The 20,922-nt window shown below is 71.1% G+C and carries 20 protein-coding genes and 1 tRNA gene; 5 read left to right on the forward strand and 16 right to left on the reverse strand.

All coding sequences use genetic code 11. The features are described 5' to 3' along the window. Nucleotides 1–58: 58 nt before the first annotated feature. Nucleotides 59–517 carry a MarR family winged helix-turn-helix transcriptional regulator gene (locus ACFWYS_RS18565; RefSeq protein WP_384769560.1) on the forward strand — a complete coding sequence of 153 codons (459 nt, stop codon included), beginning with the start codon at nucleotides 59–61 and terminating at the stop codon, nucleotides 515–517. Between the two features lie 73 nt (nucleotides 518–590). Here ACFWYS_RS18565 and ACFWYS_RS18570 read toward each other — a convergent pair whose 3' ends face one another. Both ACFWYS_RS18570 and ACFWYS_RS18575 read right to left on the reverse strand, forming a co-directional pair. Next, nucleotides 591–2,825 (reverse strand): MMPL family transporter, encoded by a 2,235-nt coding sequence (locus ACFWYS_RS18570; protein WP_384769563.1) that lies wholly within the window; start codon nucleotides 2,823–2,825, stop codon nucleotides 591–593. A gap of 134 nt (nucleotides 2,826–2,959) precedes the next feature. Next, nucleotides 2,960–3,559: a TetR/AcrR family transcriptional regulator gene (locus tag ACFWYS_RS18575; protein ID WP_384769566.1), complete on the reverse strand. Its 600-nt coding sequence runs from the start codon at nucleotides 3,557–3,559 to the stop codon at nucleotides 2,960–2,962. A gap of 169 nt (nucleotides 3,560–3,728) precedes the next feature. Here ACFWYS_RS18575 and ACFWYS_RS18580 point away from each other — a divergent pair, with 169 nt between their 5' ends. Next, nucleotides 3,729–6,989 carry a S41 family peptidase gene (locus tag ACFWYS_RS18580; RefSeq protein ID WP_384769569.1) on the forward strand — a complete coding sequence of 1,087 codons (3,261 nt, stop codon included), beginning with the start codon at nucleotides 3,729–3,731 and terminating at the stop codon, nucleotides 6,987–6,989. Nucleotides 6,990–7,000: 11 nt separating this feature from the next. On the opposite strand, the gene ACFWYS_RS18585 is transcribed toward ACFWYS_RS18580, so the two are convergent. The 5 genes from ACFWYS_RS18585 to ACFWYS_RS18605 form a co-directional block, all read right to left on the reverse strand. Continuing rightward, nucleotides 7,001–7,333, reverse strand: a complete 333-nt coding sequence (locus tag ACFWYS_RS18585; RefSeq protein WP_384769571.1) for a DUF6980 family protein — start codon at nucleotides 7,331–7,333, stop codon at nucleotides 7,001–7,003. A 68-nt stretch (nucleotides 7,334–7,401) separates the two neighbouring features. Continuing rightward, nucleotides 7,402–7,611, reverse strand: a complete 210-nt coding sequence (locus ACFWYS_RS18590; RefSeq protein ID WP_384769573.1) for a hypothetical protein — start codon at nucleotides 7,609–7,611, stop codon at nucleotides 7,402–7,404. A gap of 98 nt (nucleotides 7,612–7,709) precedes the next feature. Next, complete coding sequence (locus ACFWYS_RS18595; RefSeq protein ID WP_384769576.1) at nucleotides 7,710–8,603, reverse strand: SDR family oxidoreductase; 894 nt, start codon at nucleotides 8,601–8,603, stop codon at nucleotides 7,710–7,712. After that, nucleotides 8,600–9,535, reverse strand: coding sequence for an alpha/beta fold hydrolase (locus tag ACFWYS_RS18600; protein ID WP_384769579.1), 936 nt, complete (start codon nucleotides 9,533–9,535; stop codon nucleotides 8,600–8,602). The genes ACFWYS_RS18595 and ACFWYS_RS18600 overlap by 4 nt, the downstream gene beginning before the upstream one ends. Then, a complete protein-coding gene (locus ACFWYS_RS18605) occupies nucleotides 9,532–11,121 on the reverse strand; it encodes a flavin-containing monooxygenase (RefSeq protein WP_384769582.1) in 1,590 nt (529 codons plus the stop codon). Before ACFWYS_RS18605 ends, ACFWYS_RS18600 begins: the two co-directional genes overlap by 4 nt. Before the next feature lie 140 nt (nucleotides 11,122–11,261). Between ACFWYS_RS18605 and ACFWYS_RS18610 the strand changes: the two genes are divergently transcribed. After that, complete coding sequence (locus tag ACFWYS_RS18610; RefSeq protein ID WP_384769585.1) at nucleotides 11,262–11,915, forward strand: MerR family transcriptional regulator; 654 nt, start codon at nucleotides 11,262–11,264, stop codon at nucleotides 11,913–11,915. Here the strand turns inward: ACFWYS_RS18610 and ACFWYS_RS18615 are convergent. Further along, entirely contained in the window at nucleotides 11,912–12,715 is an 804-nt protein-coding gene (locus ACFWYS_RS18615) for an exodeoxyribonuclease III (RefSeq protein WP_384769588.1), read from the reverse strand. The genes ACFWYS_RS18610 and ACFWYS_RS18615 overlap by 4 nt on opposite strands. Before the next feature lie 77 nt (nucleotides 12,716–12,792). Between ACFWYS_RS18615 and ACFWYS_RS18620 the strand changes: the two genes are divergently transcribed. Beyond that, entirely contained in the window at nucleotides 12,793–13,269 is a 477-nt protein-coding gene (locus ACFWYS_RS18620; RefSeq protein ID WP_384769591.1) for a GNAT family N-acetyltransferase, read from the forward strand. 4 nt (nucleotides 13,270–13,273) lie between these two features. Here the strand turns inward: ACFWYS_RS18620 and ACFWYS_RS18625 are convergent, their stop codons facing one another. The 8 genes from ACFWYS_RS18625 to galU all read right to left on the reverse strand — a co-directional run bounded on the left by ACFWYS_RS18625 (nucleotide 13,274) and on the right by galU (nucleotide 20,179). Then, nucleotides 13,274–14,449 (reverse strand): MFS transporter, encoded by a 1,176-nt coding sequence (locus ACFWYS_RS18625; protein ID WP_384769661.1) that lies wholly within the window; start codon nucleotides 14,447–14,449, stop codon nucleotides 13,274–13,276. Between the two features lie 168 nt (nucleotides 14,450–14,617). Next, nucleotides 14,618–14,691 (reverse strand) — tRNA-Ala (locus ACFWYS_RS18630). Between the two features lie 49 nt (nucleotides 14,692–14,740). Further along, complete coding sequence (glpR, locus tag ACFWYS_RS18635; protein WP_384769593.1) at nucleotides 14,741–15,997, reverse strand: gephyrin-like molybdotransferase receptor GlpR; 1,257 nt, start codon at nucleotides 15,995–15,997, stop codon at nucleotides 14,741–14,743. 185 nt (nucleotides 15,998–16,182) lie between these two features. Further along, complete coding sequence (locus ACFWYS_RS18640; protein WP_384769595.1) at nucleotides 16,183–16,818, reverse strand: GNAT family N-acetyltransferase; 636 nt, start codon at nucleotides 16,816–16,818, stop codon at nucleotides 16,183–16,185. 20 nt (nucleotides 16,819–16,838) lie between these two features. Further along, nucleotides 16,839–17,339, reverse strand: a complete 501-nt coding sequence (locus ACFWYS_RS18645) for a molybdenum cofactor biosynthesis protein B (protein WP_384769597.1) — start codon at nucleotides 17,337–17,339, stop codon at nucleotides 16,839–16,841. Then, nucleotides 17,336–17,863: a cyclic pyranopterin monophosphate synthase MoaC gene (gene moaC / locus ACFWYS_RS18650; RefSeq protein ID WP_384769600.1), complete on the reverse strand. Its 528-nt coding sequence runs from the start codon at nucleotides 17,861–17,863 to the stop codon at nucleotides 17,336–17,338. Before moaC ends, ACFWYS_RS18645 begins: the two co-directional genes overlap by 4 nt. Nucleotides 17,864–17,949: 86 nt before the next feature. After that, nucleotides 17,950–19,272, reverse strand: a complete 1,323-nt coding sequence (gene glp, locus ACFWYS_RS18655; RefSeq protein ID WP_384769603.1) for a gephyrin-like molybdotransferase Glp — start codon at nucleotides 19,270–19,272, stop codon at nucleotides 17,950–17,952. 4 nt (nucleotides 19,273–19,276) lie between these two features. Continuing rightward, on the reverse strand, nucleotides 19,277–20,179 hold the full coding sequence (galU, locus tag ACFWYS_RS18660) for a UTP--glucose-1-phosphate uridylyltransferase GalU (protein ID WP_384769605.1): 903 nt from the start codon (nucleotides 20,177–20,179) through the stop codon (nucleotides 19,277–19,279). Nucleotides 20,180–20,273: 94 nt separating this feature from the next. On the opposite strand from galU, the gene ACFWYS_RS18665 reads away from it, so the two are divergent. Continuing rightward, entirely contained in the window at nucleotides 20,274–20,888 is a 615-nt protein-coding gene (locus ACFWYS_RS18665) for a 5-formyltetrahydrofolate cyclo-ligase (RefSeq protein ID WP_384769608.1), read from the forward strand. The last annotated feature ends 34 nt before the right edge of the window (nucleotides 20,889–20,922 follow it).

Raw genomic sequence — 20,922 nt, forward strand, 5'->3', positions numbered from 1 at the left:
ACTCCCTGGATTTCGTGTCAGTTTTCTGACACGCCGCAAGCTATGTCAGAATACTGACATGAGTCAAGAAGGTGTCGGCGTCGACCTGGAGACGTCACTGGGCTACCTGCTCAAAGAAGCGTCGAGCGCCCTGCGCGCGGCCATGGAGGAGGTGCTGCGGCCGCTCGGGATGAGCGTGACGCACTACTCCTGCCTCGAACTGCTGGCGCAACGACCGGGCTTGTCGAACTCCGAGCTCGCACGAGGCGCGTTCGTGACACGGCAGACGATGAATGTGCTGCTCCAGGCCCTGGAGCGAGACGGCTACGTGACCAGGCCCGAGCAGGCACCCGTCGGGAAGGCGCTTCCCACCCGGCTCACGCCTCGCGGCCGGCGAAGCCTTGAGAAGGCGAGCGCGGCCGTCCGGTCCGTCGAGGCCAGAATGCTGGCCGGCCTGACCGAGCCCGAGCAGTCGGACGCGTTCCGGATCCTGCAGAGCATGGTCCGTTCCCTGCGCGGTGACCACGAGGGCGCATAGCCCGTTCCGCGGAAAGCCGGTGAGGGCACCCCGTCCCCACGGGGCCCTCACCGGCTGCTTCAGGAGTGGCGGGTCAGACGCGCGCCAGCTCCCGGTCCTCGTCCTCGTTCCGGTCGGTCTGCGCCCGCAGCCCCTCGCCCTCCACGTCCACGTTCGGCAGGGCGCGGTCCAGCCACTTCGGGAGCCACCAGGCCTTCTTGCCGAGCAGCGCCAGGACCGCCGGGACGATCGCCATCCGCACGATGAAGGCGTCGAAGAAGACCGCGACGGCGAGGCCGAAGCCGATCATCTTGACCATGGACTCGGACGAGCCGATGAAGCCCGCGAAGACCGCCATCATGATCACGGCGGCGGCCGTGACGACCCTCGCGCCGTACTTGAACCCGGTCACCACCGCCTGGCTCGGCTTCTCGCCGTGGACGTACGCCTCGCGCATCCGGGTCACGAGGAACACCTCGTAGTCCATCGCCAGCCCGAAGACCACGCCGACCATGAAGATCGGCATCATGGACATCACCGGGCCGGTCTCCTCCACGCCCATGAGGCTCGCCAGCCAGCCCCACTGGAAGACCGCGACCACCGCGCCGAGGGCCGCCATCACGCTCAGCAGGAAGCCGAGCGCCGCCTTGAGCGGGACCAGGATCGAGCGGAAGACCACGATCAGCAGGAGGAAGGCCAGGCCCACGACCAGGGCCAGATACGGCAGCAGCGCGTCGTTCAGCTTCTGCGAGACGTCGATGTTCATCGCCGTCGAGCCGGTGACCAGCACGTCCGCGTCGGTGTCGGCCTTCACCTCCGCGCCCTTGTCGCGGATGGAGTGCACCAGGTCCTCCGTCGTCACCGAGGACGGCTTGGAGTCCGGGATCACCGTGATCGTCGCCGTGTCGCCCGCCTTGTTGGGCGCCGCCGGGGTGACCGTCACGACGTTCTTCAGGCCCTTGATGTCATCGCCGACCTGCTTGAACACCGCGTCCGCGTCGCCGCTGCCCTTGGCGTCGACGACGACCATCAGCGGACCGTTGAAGCCGGGCCCGAAGCCGTCGGACAGCAGGTCGTAGGCACGGCGCTGGGTCGTGGACGTCGGCTGCGAACCGTCGTCGGGCAGGCCCAGCTCCAGGGAGGCCGCGGGGATCGCGGCGGCGCCGAGGCCGAGGACGCCCAGGAGGAGGACGGCGATCGGACGGCGTACGACGAAGCTGGCCCAGCGGGTGCCCAGGTTGGGCTTGGCCGGCGCGGCCGTACCGGAGGCGGCGGCCTTCTTCTCGGCCCGATTGCCGCCCATCCAGCGGCTCTTCTTGCCGGCGGGCCGGACCTTCTTGCCCGCGTAACCGAGCAGCGCCGGGATCATCGTCAGCGCGATCAGCACCGCGATCACGACGGTGCCCGCCGCGGCGATGCCCATCTTGGTCAGCATCGGGATGTTGACGACCGACAGGCCGACCAGGGCGATCACGACGGTCAGGCCCGCGAAGACCACCGCCGAGCCCGCGGTGCCGACGGCCCGGCCGGCCGCCTCCTCGCGCTCACGGCCCTCGGCCAGCTCGGCGCGGTAGCGGGAGACGATGAACAGGGCGTAGTCGATGCCGACCGCGAGGCCGATCATCATCGCCAGCGTGGAGGTGGTGGAGCCCAGCTCCAGGGCGCTGGCCAGCGCGGTGATCGTCGAGATGCCGATGCCCACGCCGATCAGGGCGGTGAGCAGCGGAAGCCCCGCCGCGATCAGGGAGCCGAAGGTGATGACGAGGACGACCGCGGCGACGGCGATGCCGATGATCTCCGTGGCGCCGGTCTCGGGCGTCGTCTGGAGCGCGTCACCGCCGACCTCCACGGTCAGCCCGGAGTGCCGCGCGTCCCGCGCCGCGTCCTCCAGGGCCTCGCGAGAGGCGTCCTTCAGCTCCATGCCGGAGACCTCGTACTTCACCGACGCGTACGCGATCGTGCCGTCCTTGCTGACGGCGTGCGCGGTGTACGGGTCGGCGACGGAGGCCACCTCGGAGCCGTCGGACAGTTCCTTGACGGTCTCCTCGACGGTCGCCTTGTTGGCCGCGTCCGTCATCTTCTCCCCGTCCGGTGCCTTGAAGACGACCCGGGCCGTCGCACCGTCGGCGCTCATGCCGGGGAAGCGCTGTTCCAGCAGGTCGAAGGCCTTCTGCGCCTCGGTGCCGGGGATCGAGAAGGAGGTGCTGCCCGCGGTGGGCGCGCTGGCCGCGCCCACACCGGCGAGGGTGAGCAGCGCGACCCATATGAGGGCGACGAAATGCCGTCGCCTGAAGGCGAGCCGGCCGAGCTTGTAGAGAAAGGTGGCCACGAGAGTGACTCCCGGTCAGGTCGTGGGTGGTTCAGGGCAGGGGTGATCAGCCCGACGACATGAGCGGATACGTCAGGAGGAGGGCTTGCTGGGGAAATCGTCAGCTGCGGGGACTCGTCAGCTGCCGGGATTCGTCAGTTGACGGGTACGCCGAGGGCGGGGAGGACCACGGCGTCGATGTACGAGGTGAGGAACGCTTGGGTCGGCGGCTGGTCATCGATCAGCGTGCGCGTGGCGAACGCGCCGACGAGCATGTGCACCACATAGTCGAGCGCCGGACAGTCGGCACGGACCTCGCCACGGTCGACGGCCCGCCGGACCACCCGGTTGAACTCCTCCATCTCCGGTTCGACCAGCAGTTCCTTGAACGCGGCGAGGAGGTCCGGATTGCCGTGCACCGCCATGAACAGACCCCGCATCAGTGCGGCGTTCTTCTGCATGGAGCAGTCGTCCTCACGTGCCGTCAAAGCGTGGAGGTCGCCCCGCAGGGATCCGGTGTCGACGTCGGCGGTGTTCCCCGGCTTGTTGTGCCGGACCGCCTTGGCCACCAGCTCAGGCTTTCCGCCCCACTGGCGGTAGAGCGTCGCCTTGCTGGACCGGGTGCGGGCCGCTACGGCGTCCATGGTGAGGGCGTCGTAGCCGACTTCCCGGAGCAGGTCGAGCACGGCCTCGTACAACTCGGCCTCGCGCTCGGGAGTGATACGACTGCGACGCCCCGTTGCGACCTCAGTCATGTCCCTCTCCACCTTCCCGCTCCGAACGACACGGTTTCGTACACGACGAATGTAGCGCACCCAGCCATCGAAACGAAACGGTTTCGTTCGTGTTGGGCGTCACAACGCTCCCCGCCGCCATGAAATGTCACGAGTTGCTCAGGTACGTCCACGGGAAAAGCATGGGGAGGTGACCTATCTGCGCCTGCCGCACCTTCATGACGACCTGCTGTGCTTCGTGACCGAGGACGACCTGTGGCTGGCCCCCCTCGGCGCCCCGGGCGACACCCCGGGCCGTGCCTGGCGGCTCACCGTGGACCGCACCAAGATCGGCCACCCCCGCTTCTCCCCCGACGGCCGGCACATCGCGTACACGAGCTGGCGCACCCTGGTCCCCGAGATCCACCTGGTCCCGGTGGACGGCGGCCCGGGCACACAGCTCACCCACTGGGGCTCGGCGGACACCCAGGTGTGCGGCTTCACACCGGACGGCGTGATCCTCGCCGTCGCCTCCCACGGCGAGCCCTTCTCCCACTTCACCTGGGCCTACAAGGTCCTCGTCAACGGCGACCCCGGCCGCAAGCTCCCCTGGGGGCCCTGCTCCGACATCCAGGTCGCCGACATCGACGGCGAGCGCAAGACCCTGCTCCTGACCGGCACCCCGCCGCACGAACCGGCCTCCTGGAAGCGTTACCGGGGCGGCGCCACCGGCCGCCTCTGGCTGCACGGCGAACGCCTGCTCCCGGACATCGACGGCCACCTCCACTCCCCCTTGTTCGTCGGCGGCCGGATCGCCTTCCTCTCCGACCACGAGGGCGTCGGCAACCTCTACTCCTGCGCCTACGACGGCTCCGACCTGCGCCGGCACACCGACCACGACGCCTTCTACGCCCGGCATGCCGCCAGTGACGGGACCCGGGTGGTGTACCAGTGCGCGGGCGACCTGTGGATCGTGGACGACCTCACCGCGGACTCCGAGCCGCGCAAGCTCGACGTACGGCTGAGCGGGCCGCGCGCGGGCCGGCGCACCTACCAGGTGCCCGCCGCTCAGCACGTGGACGGTGTCTCCGTGGACGAGACGGGCCGCGCGAGCGCCGTCGTCGTACGCGGCAGCCTGTACTGGCTCACCCACCGGGACGGCCCCGCCCGCACCATCACCGACACCCCGGGCGTACGGGTCCGGCTCCCGGAGATGCTCGGCTCGGTCGGCCAGGTCGCGTATGTGACGGACGCGGAGGGCGAGGACGCGATCGAGATCGCCTATCTGCCCCGGGCCACCGGCGACCGCGAACCCCGGCGGCTGGCCTCCGGCGAGGTGGGCCGGGTCCTGGAGCTGGTCGCCGACCCGAAGGGCGAGCGGGTCGCCATCGCCTCCCACGACGGACGGCTGCTCCTCCTCGACGTCACGGAGGACTCCAACGGCGAGGTCACGGAGCTGATCCACTCGGTCAACGGCCCCGTACGGGACCTGGCCTTCTCCCCGGACGGGACCTGGCTGACGTGGTCGCACCCCGGGATCGGCCGCTCCCTGCGCCAGATCAAGCTGGCCCGTATTTCCCGGATGGGGCAGGAGGACACCCTGATCGTCGACGTCACGGGCGGCCGCTTCGAGGACGAGAACCCGGTGTTCACCCGGGACGGCCGCTATCTGGCCTTCCTCTCCTGGCGCGGCTTCGACCCGGTGTACGACGTCCACACCGGGGACCTGTCCTTCCCGCTGGGCTGCCGTCCCTATCTGGTCCCCCTGTCCTCGGCCACCCCCTCCCCCTTCGCCCTGACCCCGGAGGGCCGCCCGGCCGCCGGGGGCCTGGACCCGGTGGAGGACGAGGAGGGCGGGGACGCGGGCGCGACGACCGTCGAGGTCGAGGGCCTGGAGAGCAGGGTCACCCCCTTCCCTGTCACCGCCTCCAAGTACTCGGCGCTGTACCCGGTAGCGGGCGGCGGGCTGGTCTGGCTGCGCTGGCCGATCTCGGGCGCGCTGGGCGAGACGTTCGCCAACCCGGACGACATGACCGGGCGGCCGACCCTCGAACACTTCAACATCAGCAAGGCGAAGAAGACCGAACTCGTCGACCATCTGGACTGGTTCGCGGTGAGCGGCGACGGCAGCCGGCTGGTCCTGCTCGACGAGGGCGACCTGCGGGCGGTCCCCGCGAGCGAGTCCGGCGACAGCGACACCACGGTGTGGATCGACGCCCGCCGCATCCTGCACAAGGTGGACCCGGCCGCGGAGTGGAGGCAGTCGTACGCGGAGGCGGGGCGGCTGATCAGGGCGTACTTCTGGGAGCCGAACATGTGCGGCATCGACTGGGACGCGGTGCTCGACCAGTACCGCCCCCTCGTCGAACGCGTCGCCTCCCCCGACGAGTTCGCGGATCTGCTCCGCGAGGTCCTCGGCGAACTCGGCACCTCCCACGCCTATGTCACGGCCGCCCGCCGCAACGAGGGCCCACCGCACTACCAGCGCTGGCAGGGCCTGCTGGGCACCAACTTCGTACGCCGCGAGGAGGGTTGGGTGGTCAAGCGCATCCTCCCCGGCGAGTCCTCCGACTCCAAGGCCCGCTCCCCGCTGGCCGGCACGGGAATCCGCGAGGGCGCGGTCCTCACCCACGTCGACGGCCGCCCCGTGGGCCCGGTGGCGGGCCCCTATCCCCTGCTGGCCGGCGCCGGCGGTACGACGGTGGAGCTGACCTTCACCCCGGCGGAGGGCGAAGCAGGCCGGGCCCGCAGGGTGGCGGTGGTCCCCCTGATCGACGAACGCCCCCTGCGCTACCAGGACTGGGTCGCCAAACGCCGCGAGGTCGTACGGGAGTTGAGCGGGGGCCGCTGCGGCTACCTCCACATCCCCGACATGGGCGGCTCGGGGTGGGCCCAGTTCAACCGCGACCTGCGGATGGAGATGTCACGCCCCGCGCTGATCGTCGACGTACGCGGCAACGCGGGCGGCCACATCAGCGAGCTGGTGGTGGAGAAGCTGAGCCGCACGATCCTGGGCTGGGACCTCACGCGCAACGCCCAGCCGGTGTCGTACGCCTCGAACGCCCCGAGGGGCCCGGTGGTCGCCCTGGCCGACGAGGCGACCTCGTCCGACGGCGACATGATCACAGCGGCCTTCAAGCTGCTGAAGCTCGGCCCGGTCGTCGGTCAGCGCACCTGGGGCGGAGTGGTCGGCATGACCGGCCGCCACCGGCTCGGGGACGGCACGGTGATCACGGTCCCGATGAACGCGGCGTGGTTCGACGCGTACGGCTGGAGCATCGAGAACAAGGGCGTGACCCCGGACCTGGAGATCCTCCGCACCCCCCTGGACTGGGCGGAGGGCCGCCACGCCCAGCTGACGGACGCGGTGGAACTGGCCCTGAAGCTACTGGAATCCAACCCTCCGGCGACGCCCCCGGACTACACCCACGTCCCGGACCGCTCGCGGCCGAAGCTTCCGCCGCGTTCTTGAGAGGCGCGTTCTTAAGAGGTGCGTTCGTGAGAGGCGCGTTCTTGAGAGGCCAGCCAGCGGTCGTCCTGGAACTCGGCGGGGACCTCGTCCTCCCACGGATCGATCCCGCGGCGCTCCAATTCGTCGAACCACCGGTCCCGCTGCGATTCGGGAAGGCGCCGTCCGCACCAGGGGCAGAAGTCGATCGTGATCTTCGACGTGCCGCCGTCATGGATGATCAGCCCGTACTCCTGGAACCTGGCGCTGAAGCCGACCAGCGCGTCCGGGCAGGCGAAGGGATCGTCGTGCTGGTCGCAGCGCGCGTTCACGCGGTCGGCCATCGCCCCGCAGCAGTGACTGGTCATGACACGAGAGAACCACAAACGCGGGGCACCCCCGCATCAGGGGGTGCCCCGCGCTCGGCGCGAAGGACTTACCGGTCGTAGTCCTGGTCGAAGCGCTCCTCGTCCTCACGCGTCCGCCGCTCGGACTCCTCGTCCCGCTGCGGCCGCTGCGGACGGCCCCGCTCCGGCTGGCTCGGCTGGCTCGGCTGGCCCGGCTGGCCCGGCCTGCGCTGACCCTGCTGCTGCGCACGCTGCTTCAGCTGCTCGGACTTCTCCTGGAACTGGTCCTTCATACCCATGTGGGTTCACTCCCGTAGTGCGTTGGGGGGGGCCGGCCCTCGCTGAATCGCTGGGGCCTCGACCAGATTCACACGGGCGATCACCCTCCGCATGTCGATCAGTTACGCCGCGTAGTACGCCCAGTTCGCTCCTCCTCGTCGGCGGCGCCACCCGCCCCGACCAGCCCCGTCCGCATCCCTTCCAGCCGGTCCCCGAACCGCCGCATCTCCCGCTGCCCCACCGTCCCGATGAGCCCCGGCAGATACCCGCGCACCCCCTGCATACCGCGCAGCCACCACTGCCCGTACACATGGCTGGACCGCCGCTCGATCCCGGCCACGATCCGGTCGACCGCAGGCCCCAGCGGATAGGTCTTGTTGGACGGCCACGGCAGCCGCTGCCTCAACTCCCGCATGACGTCGTCCTGATCGGCGCCGCGCACCATGTCGGTGTCGGTCCAGGACAGATAACCGACGCCGACCCGCACGCCCTTGTGCCCGACCTCGGCCCGCAGACTGTGCGCGTACGCCTCCACACCCGACTTGGACGCGCAGTACGCGGTCATCATCGGCGCCGGAGTGATGGCGGCCAGCGAGGCGATCTGCAGCAGATACCCCCGGCTCTCCATCAGCACCGGCAGGAACGCGCGTGCCGTCACCGCCGATCCGATGAGGTTGACCTCGATGACCCGCCGCCAGGCCTCCGGGTCGGAGTCGACGAACGGCCCGCCGGTCGCGACACCGGCGTTGGCGACGACGATGTCGACCTTCCCGAACCGCTCCTTGACCTCCCGCGCGACCTGCGCCATCGCCTCGTGATCCGTCACGTCGGCGTACCAGTGGTCGCTGTCGCCGTGCAGCCGCTCGGAGACCTGCTTGAGCGCGTCCGGCTCCAGCCCGACCAGCGCCACGCTCGCCCCGCGCGCGGAGAGCTTGCGCGCGAGCAGCTCACCGACGCCCCGCGCCGCGCCCGTGACGACGGCGACCTGTCCTTCGAGGCTCACCCTGCTCATGCGCCCTCCTTCACCTGTGTGTGCGTCCTGGCCCGCGTGTACGTCGTGACGAGCTCCCGTATTCGCCCGGTCACCAGCTCGGGTGCCTCGACCGGCGTCATGTGCCCGAGGCCGGGCAGCTCGGTGACACCGAGGCAGTCCGGCAGCGCGGCGGCCAGCGCGCGGGCGTGCACCGGCGGGGTCATCCGGTCGGCCGTGCCGACGACCACCTCGGTCGGCACCGACAACCGCCGTACGCCGTGGTCGAGATCGAGCAGGTCGAGCACCTGCGACCAGGCGTAGCGCACCTTGCGCGGGCAGGCGTGCACGATCCGCGCGCACGCCTCCACCATGTGCGGGGCCGAACCGGGGCCCATCGTGGCGTACCTGAGGATCGCCCGGGCGACCGGCGTGACCGGCCCGAGCGGTGCCCGGGAGCCGAGGACGCGCCGGGTCAGCCAGGTGCGCGGCCGGCCCGCCCGCAAGGGTATGACCGTCGACTCGGCGACCAGCCGCGAGGCTCCGGTGCTGCACAGCAGGACGGCGGCGGCGTGCTCGCGCAGCGCCGGGCGTCCGGCGGCGGCCATCACCGTCATGCCGCCCATGGAGTGCCCGGCGATCACGGCCTGCTCGCCGGGTGCCAGGGTGGCCTTCAGTACGGCTTCGAGGTCGTCGGCGAGCGCGTCGGGGCTGCATGCCGGGCTCGCCGGGCTGCGTCCGTGGCCGCGCTGGTCGTAGGCGATGACCCGGTGGTCGGCGGCCAGTTCGCGGATCTGCGCCGCCCAGAAGGCGGTCGAGCAGGCCCAGCCGTGGGCGAGGACGACGGGGGGCGCGTTCTCGGGCCCGTGCACCTCTATGTGCAGCCGGGCGCCGTCGGCGGACACGGCCGTCAGCTCACGGGCGGGGGCGGGAGGGGCGTACGGCCCGGAGGCGACGCTCATGAGGCGGCTCACGCGGTGACCTCCGCGGTCTTGTCGTTGTCGGTCTTGTCGTTGTCGGTCTTGCCGTTGTGGGTCTTGTCGCTGTCGGTCTTGTCGTTGCCGGTCTTGTCGTTGCCGGTTTCGACGGAGGCGGCTCGCACGACCGCGTACTCCGCGAGGTCCACGCGCCGTGTCGCCCGCCTGAACTCGGTCGTCGTACCGGGCCAGATGGTGGTGTTGCGGCCGGCGGCGTCGAGGTACCAGCTGGTGCACCCGCCCGTGTTCCACACCGTCCGCTTCATGCGCTCCTGCACCCGCCGGTTCCAGGCGTGCACCGCGCTGGGCCGCGCGTCGAGGGCGACCCGGCCGCCGAGGACGTTCAACTGCCGTACGAAGTCGGCCAGGTAGTTCAGCTGGGACTCGATCATCAGGATCATGGACGAATTCCCCAGGCCGGTGTTCGGCCCGATGATGGTCATCCAGTTCGGGAACCCGGCGGCGGAGGCACCCCGCAGCGCCTCCATCCCGCCCTGCCACGCCTCGGCGAGCGTCCTGCCCTCCGCGCCCACGACCCGGTCGGCGATCGGCATGTCGGTGACATGGAACCCGGTACCGAAGACGATCGCGTCGACCTCGGCCTCGGTGCCGTCGGCGGCGACGAGGGTCGAGCCGCGGATCTCACTCAACCCGCTCGCCACCACGTCCACATTGGGCCGGGCGATCGCCGGGTAGTACTCGCTGCTCAGCAGGATCCGCTTGCAGCCGATGCGGTAGTCGGGGGTGAGCTTGGCGCGCAGCGCCGGGTCCTTGATCGAGCGGCCCATGTTCCGCTTGGCCAGCTGCTCGATGAACCCCAGCTCGCCCGGGTGCTTGGTGAACGCCTGGACCTGCAACTCCCGCATCCCCCACAGCAGCCCTCGGCGCAGCCGGGTGGTGAAGGGCAGGGCCCGGTGCACGGAGCGCTCGGCGTCGCTGATGGCGCGGTCGATACGGGGCATCACCCAGGGCGGGGTGCGCTGGAAGAGGGTCAGCCGCTCGACCTCGGGCTGGACGGCCGGCACGATCTGGATGGCGGAGGCGCCGGTGCCGACCATGGCGACGCGCTTGCCGCGCAGGTCGTAGTCGTGGTCCCAGCGGGCGGAGTGGAAGACCTTGCCGGGAAAGGAGTCGAGCCCCGGGATGTCCGGGATCCTGGGGTCGGACAGCGGCCCGGTGGCGGAGACGACGAAGTCCGCGGACAGTTCGCCGGCGCTGGTCTCGATGTCCCAGCACAGCCTCTCGCCGTTCCAGGTCATCCGCTTCACCTCGGAGTCGAAGCGGATGTGCGGCCGCAGCCGGAACACGTCGGTCACGTGCTCCAGATAGGCGCGGATGTGCTCCTGCCCGGAGAAGGTGCGCGGCCAGTCGGGGTTGGGCGCGAAGGAGAACGAGTACAGATGCGACGGCACATCGCACGCACACCCCGGATAGCTGTTGTCCCGCCACGTGCCGCCGACGCTGTCGGCCCGCTCCAGGACGACGAAGTCGGTGACGCCCTCGCGTCGCAGCCGTACGGCGGCCCCCAGCCCGCCGAACCCCGACCCGACCACCGCGACCCGCACATGTTCGCGTTCGGCCATGCCTGTGCCTCCACACTTGAACACACTTGAACCGAAACCTTGCCAGTGAACACTGGCGCAATGGAGAGTAGAGGAGCTCCGTACCGACCGGTAGGGGTCGAGCGAGGAAAGTTACCCCCAGTACGAATTAAGGTTCCCCAGTGACCGATAAGCGTGAGTACCGCATGGAGGAACTGGCCCGCCAAGCCGGCATCACGGTGCGCACCCTGCGCTTCTACCGGGAACGCAAGCTGATACCGCCACCCCGCCGCGAGGGCCGTATCGCCTGGTACGACGACCACCACCTGGCCCGCCTGCGCACGATCGCGGCGCTGCTGGAGCGCGGCCACACCCTGACCGGCATCGCGGAACTGGCGGAGGCCCTCGACCACGGCCGGGACGTCGCCGACGTGCTCGGCGTCGCCGCCCCGACCGAGGAGGAGCCGGTCCGGCTCACCCCCGAGGAACTCGCCGCCCGCTTCGAGGGCCAGGTCACCCCGGAGAACCTCGCCGCCGCCCTGGAACTCGGCTACCTCGGCACGGACGGCGACGAGATCGTCCACATCAGCCGCCGCCTGCTGGACGTCTCCTCGGCCCTGGTCCGCGAGGGCATCCCGCTCTCGGAGGTCCTGGCGGCGGGCAAGCGGGTCCGCGAGCATGTGGACGACCTGGCGGAGATGTTCGCCGACCTGGTACTCCGCCACACCCACGAGGACGACCTCCAGCGCCTGCGCCCCCTCGCCCGGAGCGTGGTGGAGGCGGAACTGTCCCTGGCCCTGGACCGGCGGCTGCGCAAGCAGCGGGAGCGCGACTAGCTGCCGTAGACCACCGTCACGGGCGCGTGGTCCGACCACCGCTCCGCATGCGTCGCCGCCCGCTCGACGTACCCCTTGAGGGCCTTCCCGGCGAGCCCCGGCGTCGCGATCTGGTAGTCGATACGCCAGCCGGTGTCGTTGTCGAAGGCCCGCCCGCGGTACGACCACCACGAGTACGGCCCCTCGACGTCCGGGTGCAGCGACCGTACGACGTCGACGTAGCCGCCGTCGGCCGGGTCGAGCACCTGGCCGAGCCAGGCGCGCTCCTCCGGCAGGAACCCGGAGTTCTTGGTGTTGCCGCGCCAGTTCTTCAGGTCGGCCTGCTGGTGGGCGATGTTCCAGTCGCCGCAGACCACGACCTCCCGGCCGTCGGCGGCGGCCCGCTCGCGCAGGCCCTTCAGATGGGCCAGGAACTCACCCATGAAGCGGACCTTCTCGTCCTGCCGCTCGGTGCCGACCTCGCCGGAGGGGAGATAGAGCGAGGCGACCGTCACACCCGGCAGGTCGGCCTCGACATAGCGCCCGCTGCCGTCGAACTCACTCGACCCGAAACCGACCTGGATCCGGTCGGGCTCACGGCGGGTGTAGAGCGAGACGCCGGCGCGCCCCTTGGCGGCGGCGGGCGCGTGCACGACATGCCACCCGTCGGGCGTCCGCACCTGCTCAGGCAGCTGCTGCGGCTCCGCGCGCACCTCCTGCAGACACAGCACATCGGCCTCGGTACCGGCGAGCCACTCCACGAAGCCCTTCTTCGCGGCGGCCCGCAGCCCGTTCACATTCACAGAGGTCACAGTGAGCACTCCGGCACCTTACCGGCACACTGGACGGAGTCCGGCTTTGGAACCCCTTGATCTTGAATTGATATACGGTATCTAGCATGCATATACGCCCGGTCTCCTTCGACCACCCCGACGCCGTCAAGCTGAACGACCAGGTCCAGGCCGAGTACGGCGTCCGCTACGGCGACGGCGGCGACGCCACACCCATGGACCCGGCGGACTTCGTCCCGCCGAACGGCCTGTACCTGATCGCGTACGACGAGCTCGGCGCCCCCGTGGCCTCCGGCGCCTGGCGCGTCCAGGACGAGAACGGCGAGGGCAACGCGGACGGCGACGCCGAGATCAAGCGGATGTATGTGATCGAGCAGATGCGCGGCCGGGGCCTGGCGCGCCGCATCCTGGCCGCGCTGGAGGAGGACGCCCGAGCGGCGGGCCGGGTCCGCATGGTGCTGGAGACCGGCGCCAAGCAGCCGGAGGCGGTGGCGCTGTACCTGTCCAGCGGGTACGAGCCGTGCGAGAAGTTCGGCTACTACCGCCACCACGAACTGAGCCTGTGCTACGCGAAGGCGCTCTGAGCGGTCACTTCCGAGTCGCGTTGATGCGATACAGGTCCCGCACACAGAGGTTGAGGACGACCGCGACGACGACGAGCCCGGCACACGCCACCAGCACCGTCCGGTCGTCCCACAGCCCGGCCGCGAGGGCGGTCAGCAGATAGCCGAGCGGAATCGCCAGCCGCTCGCCCACATTGTTGAACGCGCTCATCCGCCCCAACTCCCCCTGCGGCACATGCTGCTGAAAGGCGGTCGTCCACGTGACGACCGCCACGTCCAGCCCGGCCCCCGCGAGCAGCGTGGCCAACAGCACCCAGGGCAGCGGCAGTCCCGCTCCCATGGCGAGCAGCGGGGCGGCGAGGGGCGCACCGGCCACGACGGCCACGACCAGCAACCGGTGCGGCCGCCAGCGCAGACACACCACCGTCCCGGCCAGCAGCCCGGCCGCGAACGCCCCCTGCACCAGCCCCCAGTCCCGCGCCCCCGCATACCGCTCCGCCGCGACGACGGGCCCCAGTAGCTGGAACCCGGCCAGCCACGCGGCGACCAGCACGGTCCCGGCCGCCGTATAGGTCCACAGCCAGGTCCGTGACCAGAAGCCCGCCCAGCCCTCCCGCAGATCGGTCAGCACGCCGGCGACGGCGACGGGCGCGTCCAGGCGCAGCCCGAGCAGCAGCAGGGCGGCCACGGCGAAGGAGAGCGCGTCCCAGGCCAGCGCCCAGGCCGGGCCGCTGACCGCGACGACGACTCCGCCGACGGCCGGTCCGAGCACCTTGACGGCGTTGACCGGCAGCCTGAGCAGCGTGTTGGCCTGCTGCAACTGCTCCGCGGGCACGATCTGGGCGACGGCCCCCTGGGTGGCGGGCACGGTGAAGGCCATCGCCGTACCGGAGACGAACCCGCAGACCGCGATGGAGGTGGTCGTCGCCTGGCCGGTGCCGACGACGACCGCCAGCGCCCCCTGTGCGGCGGCCGCCAGCAGGTTGCCGAGGAAGAGCAGCCGGCTGCGGGACATACGGTCCGCGAGCACTCCGCCCATGAGGAGGAAGACGACGGTCGGAACGGTGTTCGTGGCGAGCACCACACCGAGGGCCCCGGCCCCGCCGCCCTGCTCGATCACGGAGTAGGCGAGCGCGAGAGGCGCCATCGCGGACCCGGTGGCCGATATCAGACTGGCGGTCACAAACCGCCGGAAGCCCATGTTCCGCAGCGGCGCCGCGCCCTTCGCCGGTAACCGTGCGGCGGCCTTCTCCACGCTCCCCTTTGAGCCCGACCGGTACTGCCCCTGGACAAAACGAAGATCCCGCCCGATCAACCGATCGGACGGGATCTCGCCAACTGCCCAAGTTGCCTTGGAAAGTCGTTGCGGTGGACCTGAGGGGATTTGAACCCCTGGCCCCCTCGATGCGAACGAGGTGCGCTACCGGACTGCGCCACAGGCCCTTGCAACGAGTGAAACTTTAGCACCCCGATCGGCCTGCTCGGAAATCCGTTACTCGTTGGCCGCGCGGGGCCGCTCGCCGTCCTCGTACTGGTCGAACAGGGGCGTACGGCCCCGCTCCCGCGCCCGGCGAGCGGATGCGGCCCGGCGGGCGTCGCTACGACCGCCGCCCTCGCCCTTCTCCTCGCCGTGCGCCGCGTCCGGCGACTGATCGCCCCGCGCGGCACCGTCCCCGGCGTCGGCACCCGCCTCCCGGTCCCGGTCCCGCCCGACGGCGCTCGACCGGGCCGAGCTCCAGGTGTCCGGCGCCCCGAGATCCACGGTGGAGGTGGCCCGCGGCGCGACCGGCGCGGTCACATACGTCGGCAACGGCACCGGGACCGGGTCCCAGCTGTCGCCGCGCCCGGGCCGCCGCTGCCGCTCACGCTGCTGGTCGACCCACTCGGCGTGGTCGGTCTGCTCGACGAGGGCGCGCCGGTCCGCGGCGAGCGCGGACATCCCGGTGCCGGTACCTGGTTCGGCCCCTTCGTCGGACTCGTCGACACCGTCGGCGCCCTCGGCGGCGCCGCGCCGGCGCGACTGACGGGCATGCTCGCGCACCCGCTGGGCGGCGACCTCGGCCTGGCGCCGGTCCATCTGGTACGCGAAGCGGCGGCGCTCCTGGGTGCGCAGATACGCGATGTATCCGCTGAGGAGCACGGCCGGGATGCCGGGCGCCCACAGGAACGCGAGCCCGCCGACGGCGGCGACGATCGCGCCGAGCGTGAAGGCGAGGAAGAGGACGACGGTGGTACGCCTGCGCCGCGCCAGCACCTTCGTACGGCGGGCGCGTGCCGCGGCCGCCTCGTCCGCGGGTGCGCGCCGGGCGGCGGGCACCCTCGGACGTGCCTTGCGTGCCGGGCCCGTCGGGCCGGAGCCCGGTTCGGGCGCGGACGCCGTGCCGCGTTCGGGTGCCGGCCTGGACGTCTGTTCAGACGCCGGTTCCGGGCGTCCCGGCGGCTGTGCCTGGACCGTCGCCTGGGTCTGCGGACGGGTCGGGGGTACGGCAAAGGCCCGGACGTCCACCGACTCGGTGACATCGCCCGGGTCATCGGCGCTGGGCTCCCCCTCGTCGGTGGAGCGCGCACGCTGGTCCTTGGCGTACCGGCGCTCCATCCCCGCCCGTCCGGACAGCAACCGGATGGCTGTGCTGAAGCGTTCCGTCGGACGGGCCTCGTTCAGCTCGTCCTGCCTACGGAGCCACATCGGCACCAAGTAGGCGGCCCAGGCCCCGACAATGACTGCGTAGATGAGGCCGCTGCTGCTCACGCCTCACACGGTAGAGGGGTTTGCTTGAGGCCATCTGCCAATTGAGCCGGTGTGTCGCACGATCTGGCTGATATTTCGAACTTTTTTTGTGACCGATGCGATCAGCAGCCCGCTCGGGGCGCGAATTTAATGCCCCGAGCCGGTCATCCGGCGATCAATTTCGAACACTTATTCAATTTCCGGGGCTAGGCGGGATTCCCCTGGGTGTTCTGCGGCTTCGAGTGCGGCGTCTTCTGAGAGCGTGCCCGCTGCCACCAGCTCAGCAACCCCTCCGGCACCTCTTCCGCCGTGAGCGCGAAGACGAGATGGTCCCGCCAGGCCCCGTCGATGTGGAGATATCGCGGCCGCAGCCCCTCCTCACGGAATCCGAGTTTCTCCACGACCCGGCGGCTGGGCCCGTTCTCGGGGCGAATGCAGACCTCGATGCGGTGCAGACCTACGGTCCGGAAACAGTGGTCCACGACGAGCGCGACGGCCGTCGGCATCACGCCGCGGCCCGCCACCGCCTCGTCCACCCAGTAGCCGACGTGCCCTGAGCACATCGAGCCCCAGGTGATCCCGGCTACCGTCAACTGCCCGACCAGCCGCCCCTGGTACTCGATGACGAACGGCAGCATCCGGCCGGCGTTCGCCTCGGAGCGCAGATGCCGGACCATTTGGCGGTAGGTCGGCCGGTGCGCGATCGGCCCGCTGGGAGTGGGCGGCGGAATGGTCGCCTCCCACGGCCGCAGCCAGTCCCGGTTGCGCCGGTTGACCTCGCGCCAGGCCCGCTGGTCGCGCATCTTTATCGGCCTCAGGACGATGTCGCCGTCCCTCAGCACGACGGGCCAGGATGGGCTGTTCAGCTCGCACCCCCGCTGCTGGGTCTGGGGTGGTCGCCGCCGCGGATCTGGTCGACGGCGTGGATCAGGAGGGGCTCCAGGACGGCCAGGCCGTCCTTCACCCCGCCGCTGGAGCCGGGCAGGTTGATGATCAGCGTCCCCCGTGCCACTCCGGCCAGGCCCCGGGAGAGCGCGGCCGTCGGCACCTTCTCCCTGCCGTACGCCCGGATCGCCTCCGCGATGCCCGGCACCTCGAAGTCGATCACCTCCCGGGCCGCCTCGGGCGTGCGGTCGGTGGGCGAGATGCCGGTACCGCCGGTGGTCACGATGACGTCGTACCCGGCGTCGACGCCCGCGCGCAGGGCGGCGCCGACCGGGTCGCCGTCGGGCACGATCTGCGGGCCGTCGACCGCGAAGCCGAAGCCCTTCAGGCCGTGCGCGACCAGCGGGCCGCCCTTGTCCTCGTAGACCCCGGCGGCGGCCCGGTTGGAGGCGGTGACCACAAGAGCGCGATATGTCATGCCCGGCTCCAGTCGCCCGACTTGCCGCCCGTCTTCTCCTCCACCCGTACGTCCGTGATGACCGCTCCCTTGTCGACCGCCTTCACCATGTCGATCACGGTGAGCGCGGCGACGGAGACCGCGGTGAGGGCCTCCATCTCGACGCCCGTGCGGTCCGTGGTCTTCACGGTGGCCAGGATCTCCACGGCGTCGTCCGCGACCGACAGATCCAGTTTCACACCGGACACCGACAACGGGTGACAGAGCGGGATCAGGTCCGGGGTGCGCTTGGCGCCCATGATGCCCGCGATGCGCGCGGTGGCGAGGGCGTCGCCCTTGGGTACCCCCTCGCCGCGCAGCAGCTCGACCACGCGGGGCGAGACGAGGACGCGTCCGCTGGCGCGGGCCGTGCGCGCGGTGACGTCCTTCCCGGAGACGTCGACCATGCGGGCCGCGCCCGCGTCGTCGATGTGCGTGAGTCGGTCCTGCGTGGGTAGGTCCTGCGCAGCGGGTCCGGGGGTCTCCCCCCGGGAAGGCACAGTCATGATCGTGTGGCGCTCCCGGTCCGGGCCCGTCGCGGTGCGGCGCACGGGCCGTGTGTGCGCGACACGGTACCGCCAACCAGGGCCGCTCAGCCGAGCAGGACCACCTCGACCTCGGCGCCGGGCTCGACGCTCTCCACGTCCTCGGGGACGACGATCAGCGCGTCCGCCTGCGCGAGGGCCGCGATCAGGTGGGACCCGGCACCGCCGACCGGCCGGACCTCGCCCTCCGTGTACGTCCCGCGCAGGAACTGTCTGCGGCCCTTCGGCGAGGTCAGCGCCTTGTCGGCGGTCAGCGTCGCGGTCGTGCGGGGCCGGTGGACGTCCTCCAGGCCCATCAGCGTGCGGATCGCGGGGCGCACGAACATCTCGAAGGAGACGTACGACGACACCGGGTTGCCCGGGAGGGCGAGCAGCGGGGTGTGGTCGGGGCCGATGGAGCCGAAGCCCTGGGGCTTGCCGGGCTGCATGGCGAGCTTGCGGAAGTCGATGCCGCTGCCGGCCTCGTCCTCGTCGCCGACGTGGGACAGGGCTTCCTTGACGACGTCGTACGCCCCGACGCTCACACCGCCGGTGGTGACCATCAGGTCGGCGCGGACGAGCTGGTCCTCGATGGTGGAACGGAGCGTCTCGGCGTCGTCGGCGACGGCGCCCACGCGGTAGGCGATGGCGCCGGCGTCGCGGGCGGCCGCGGTGAGGGAGAAGCTGTTGGAGTCGTAGATCTGGCCGCTGCCCAGGGCCTCGCCGGGCTGGACGAGTTCGCTGCCGGTGGACATCACGACCACGCGCGGGCGCGGGCGGACGCGTACCGTGCCGCGGCCGATCGCGGCGAGCAGGGCGATCTGTGACGGCCCGAGGACCGTGCCGGCCCGGAGCGCCCGGTCGCCGGCCTTCACGTCGCTGCCCATCGCGCGTACGTGCGCGCGTGCCTCGGCCGGCCGGTGGACCTGCACCTCGCCGCCGGCGCCCTCGGGGGCGAGGCTGCGGGCGCGCATACCGGTCGCCGGGCCCTCGCCGAGGCCCCCGTCGGTCCATTCCACCGGGACGACGGTCTCGGCGCCGGGCGGCAGCGGTGCGCCGGTCATGATCCGGGCTGCCTGGCCGGGGCCCACGTGGAGCAGTTCGGCCTGGCCCGCCGCGACGTCCCCGACGACCTCCAGGACGGCGGGGAACTCCTCGCTCGCGCCCGCGACATCCGCGACCCGTACCGCGTACCCGTCCATGGAGCTGTTGTCGAACGGCGGCAGGGAGACCGCCACCGTGACGTCGTCGACCAGGACACAGCCCTGGGCGTCGAGCAGTTGCAGCTCGATGGGTTCGAGGGGGCGGACGGTCGTGAGGATGTCCTCCAGGTGTTCGTCCACCGACCAGAGGTGGTCCTGGTCGGCGGGGCGGGGCGCGGCGGTGCTCAAATCCCTACATCTCCTCGGCTACGTAACTGCGAAGCCAGGTCCGGAAGTCCGGGCCCAGGTCTTCACGTTCGCACGCGAGTCTGACAATGGCACGCAGGTAGTCGCCGCGGTCGCCGGTGTCATAGCGGCGGCCCTTGAAGACGACGCCGTGCACCGGGCCGCCGACCTTCTCGTCCTGCGAGAGCTGCTGGAGGGCGTCGGTGAGCTGGATCTCGCCGCCGCGGCCCGGCTCGGTCTTGCGCAGTATGTCGAAGATGGCCGGGTCCAGGACGTAGCGGCCGATGATCGCGTAGTTCGACGGGGCGTCCGCGGCGGCGGGCTTCTCGACCAGGTCGTGGACCTTGACGACGTCGCCGTCCTCGGTGGCGTCGACGGCCGCACAGCCGTAGAGGTGGATCTGCTCGGGCTCGACCTCCATCAGCGCGATGACGCTGCCGCCGCGCTGCTCCTGCACCTCGACCATCCGCTTGAGCAGCGGGTCGCGCGGGTCGATCAGGTCGTCGCCGAGGAGGACGGCGAAGGGCTCGTGGCCGACGTGCGGGGCGGCGCACAGCACGGCGTGGCCGAGGCCCCTGGGGTCGCCCTGGCGGACGTAGTGCATGGTGGCGAGGTCGCTGGACTCCTGCACCTTCGCGAGCCGGCCGGCGTCGCCCTTCTTCTGAAGTGCGGATTCCAGCTCGTAGTTGCGGTCGAAGTGGTCCTCAAGGGGGCGCTTGTTGCGGCCGGTGATCATGAGGACGTCGTCGAGACCGGCGGACACGGCCTCTTCGACCACGTACTGGATCGCCGGCTTGTCGACGACCGGCAGCATCTCCTTGGGAGTGGCTTTGGTGGCCGGCAGGAAGCGGGTACCGAGACCCGCTGCGGGGATGACAGCCTTGCTGATCCGAGGGTGGGACTGAGTCATGCCCGCCACCTTATCCGGTGCCTTTGTAAGGAATCTGAGGCTCCGGTTATTTGGCTCTCTTATGAGCACATTGGGAACGGAACGGGAGCGACCCATGAGTCACGCCGGACGTGCGGCCGAGCCTGACAAGCGAATGTTGCGGCGAGAGTTCCTCGCGGTGAGAGGCAGGTTGACGGCGGATGACGTGCGGGCGTCCGCGACCGCGCTGGCCGGGCGGGCACTGGAGCTGCCCGAACTGGCGCGGGCGCGCACGGTGGCGGCGTACGTCTCCGTCGGCAGCGAGCCCGGCACGCTCGCGCTGCTGGACGCGCTGCGCGCGCGTGGCGTGCGCGTCCTGCTCCCCGCGCTGCTGCCGGACAACGATCTCGACTGGGGCGCGTACACCGGCGAGGACTCCCTCGCGCGGGTCCAACACGGCGGAAGGATGGCCCTCTTCGAGCCCGCCGGGGAGCGCCTCGGCCCGGATGCCGTGACCGAGGCGGACGTCGTGCTGCTGCCGGGTCTGGCGGTCGACGCGCGCGGGATGCGTCTGGGGCGCGGCGGGGGGTCGTACGACCGTGTCCTGGCCCGTCTGGAACGCGCGCGGGCCCATCCGGCGCTCGTGGTGCTGCTGTACGACTCCGAGGTCGTCGAGCGCGTCCCCGAGGAGCCGCACGACCGTCCGGTGCACGCGGTGGTGACGCCGTCGGGGGTGCGGCGGTTCGGCTGACGGACGCGGAAGCGGCCTCCACGCGTGCGTGGAG

It is taken from the genome of Streptomyces sp. NPDC059010, from assembly GCF_042740355.1.
Taxonomy (GTDB): Bacteria; Actinomycetota; Actinomycetes; order Streptomycetales; family Streptomycetaceae; genus Streptomyces.

Excerpts from the sequence above, each read along its gene's own strand:
- ACFWYS_RS18620 (WP_384769591.1), top strand. The coding sequence starts at position 12,793 with ATGCATATACGCCCGGTCTCCTTCGACCACCCCGACGCCGTCAAGCTG.
- ACFWYS_RS18605 (WP_384769582.1), bottom strand. The coding sequence starts at position 11,121 with ATGGCCGAACGCGAACATGTGCGGGTCGCGGTGGTCGGGTCGGGGTTC.
- moaC (WP_384769600.1), bottom strand. The coding sequence starts at position 17,863 with ATGACTGTGCCTTCCCGGGGGGAGACCCCCGGACCCGCTGCGCAGGAC.
- ACFWYS_RS18575 (WP_384769566.1), bottom strand. The coding sequence starts at position 3,559 with ATGACTGAGGTCGCAACGGGGCGTCGCAGTCGTATCACTCCCGAGCGC.
- ACFWYS_RS18665 (WP_384769608.1), top strand. The coding sequence starts at position 20,274 with ATGAGTCACGCCGGACGTGCGGCCGAGCCTGACAAGCGAATGTTGCGG.
- ACFWYS_RS18565 (WP_384769560.1), top strand. The coding sequence starts at position 59 with ATGAGTCAAGAAGGTGTCGGCGTCGACCTGGAGACGTCACTGGGCTAC.
- ACFWYS_RS18645 (WP_384769597.1), bottom strand. The coding sequence starts at position 17,339 with ATGACATATCGCGCTCTTGTGGTCACCGCCTCCAACCGGGCCGCCGCC.
- ACFWYS_RS18625 (WP_384769661.1), bottom strand. The coding sequence starts at position 14,449 with ATGGGCTTCCGGCGGTTTGTGACCGCCAGTCTGATATCGGCCACCGGG.
- ACFWYS_RS18585 (WP_384769571.1), bottom strand. The coding sequence starts at position 7,333 with ATGACCAGTCACTGCTGCGGGGCGATGGCCGACCGCGTGAACGCGCGC.
- galU (WP_384769605.1), bottom strand. The coding sequence starts at position 20,179 with ATGACTCAGTCCCACCCTCGGATCAGCAAGGCTGTCATCCCCGCAGCG.
- ACFWYS_RS18590 (WP_384769573.1), bottom strand. The coding sequence starts at position 7,611 with ATGGGTATGAAGGACCAGTTCCAGGAGAAGTCCGAGCAGCTGAAGCAG.
- ACFWYS_RS18595 (WP_384769576.1), bottom strand. The coding sequence starts at position 8,603 with ATGAGCAGGGTGAGCCTCGAAGGACAGGTCGCCGTCGTCACGGGCGCG.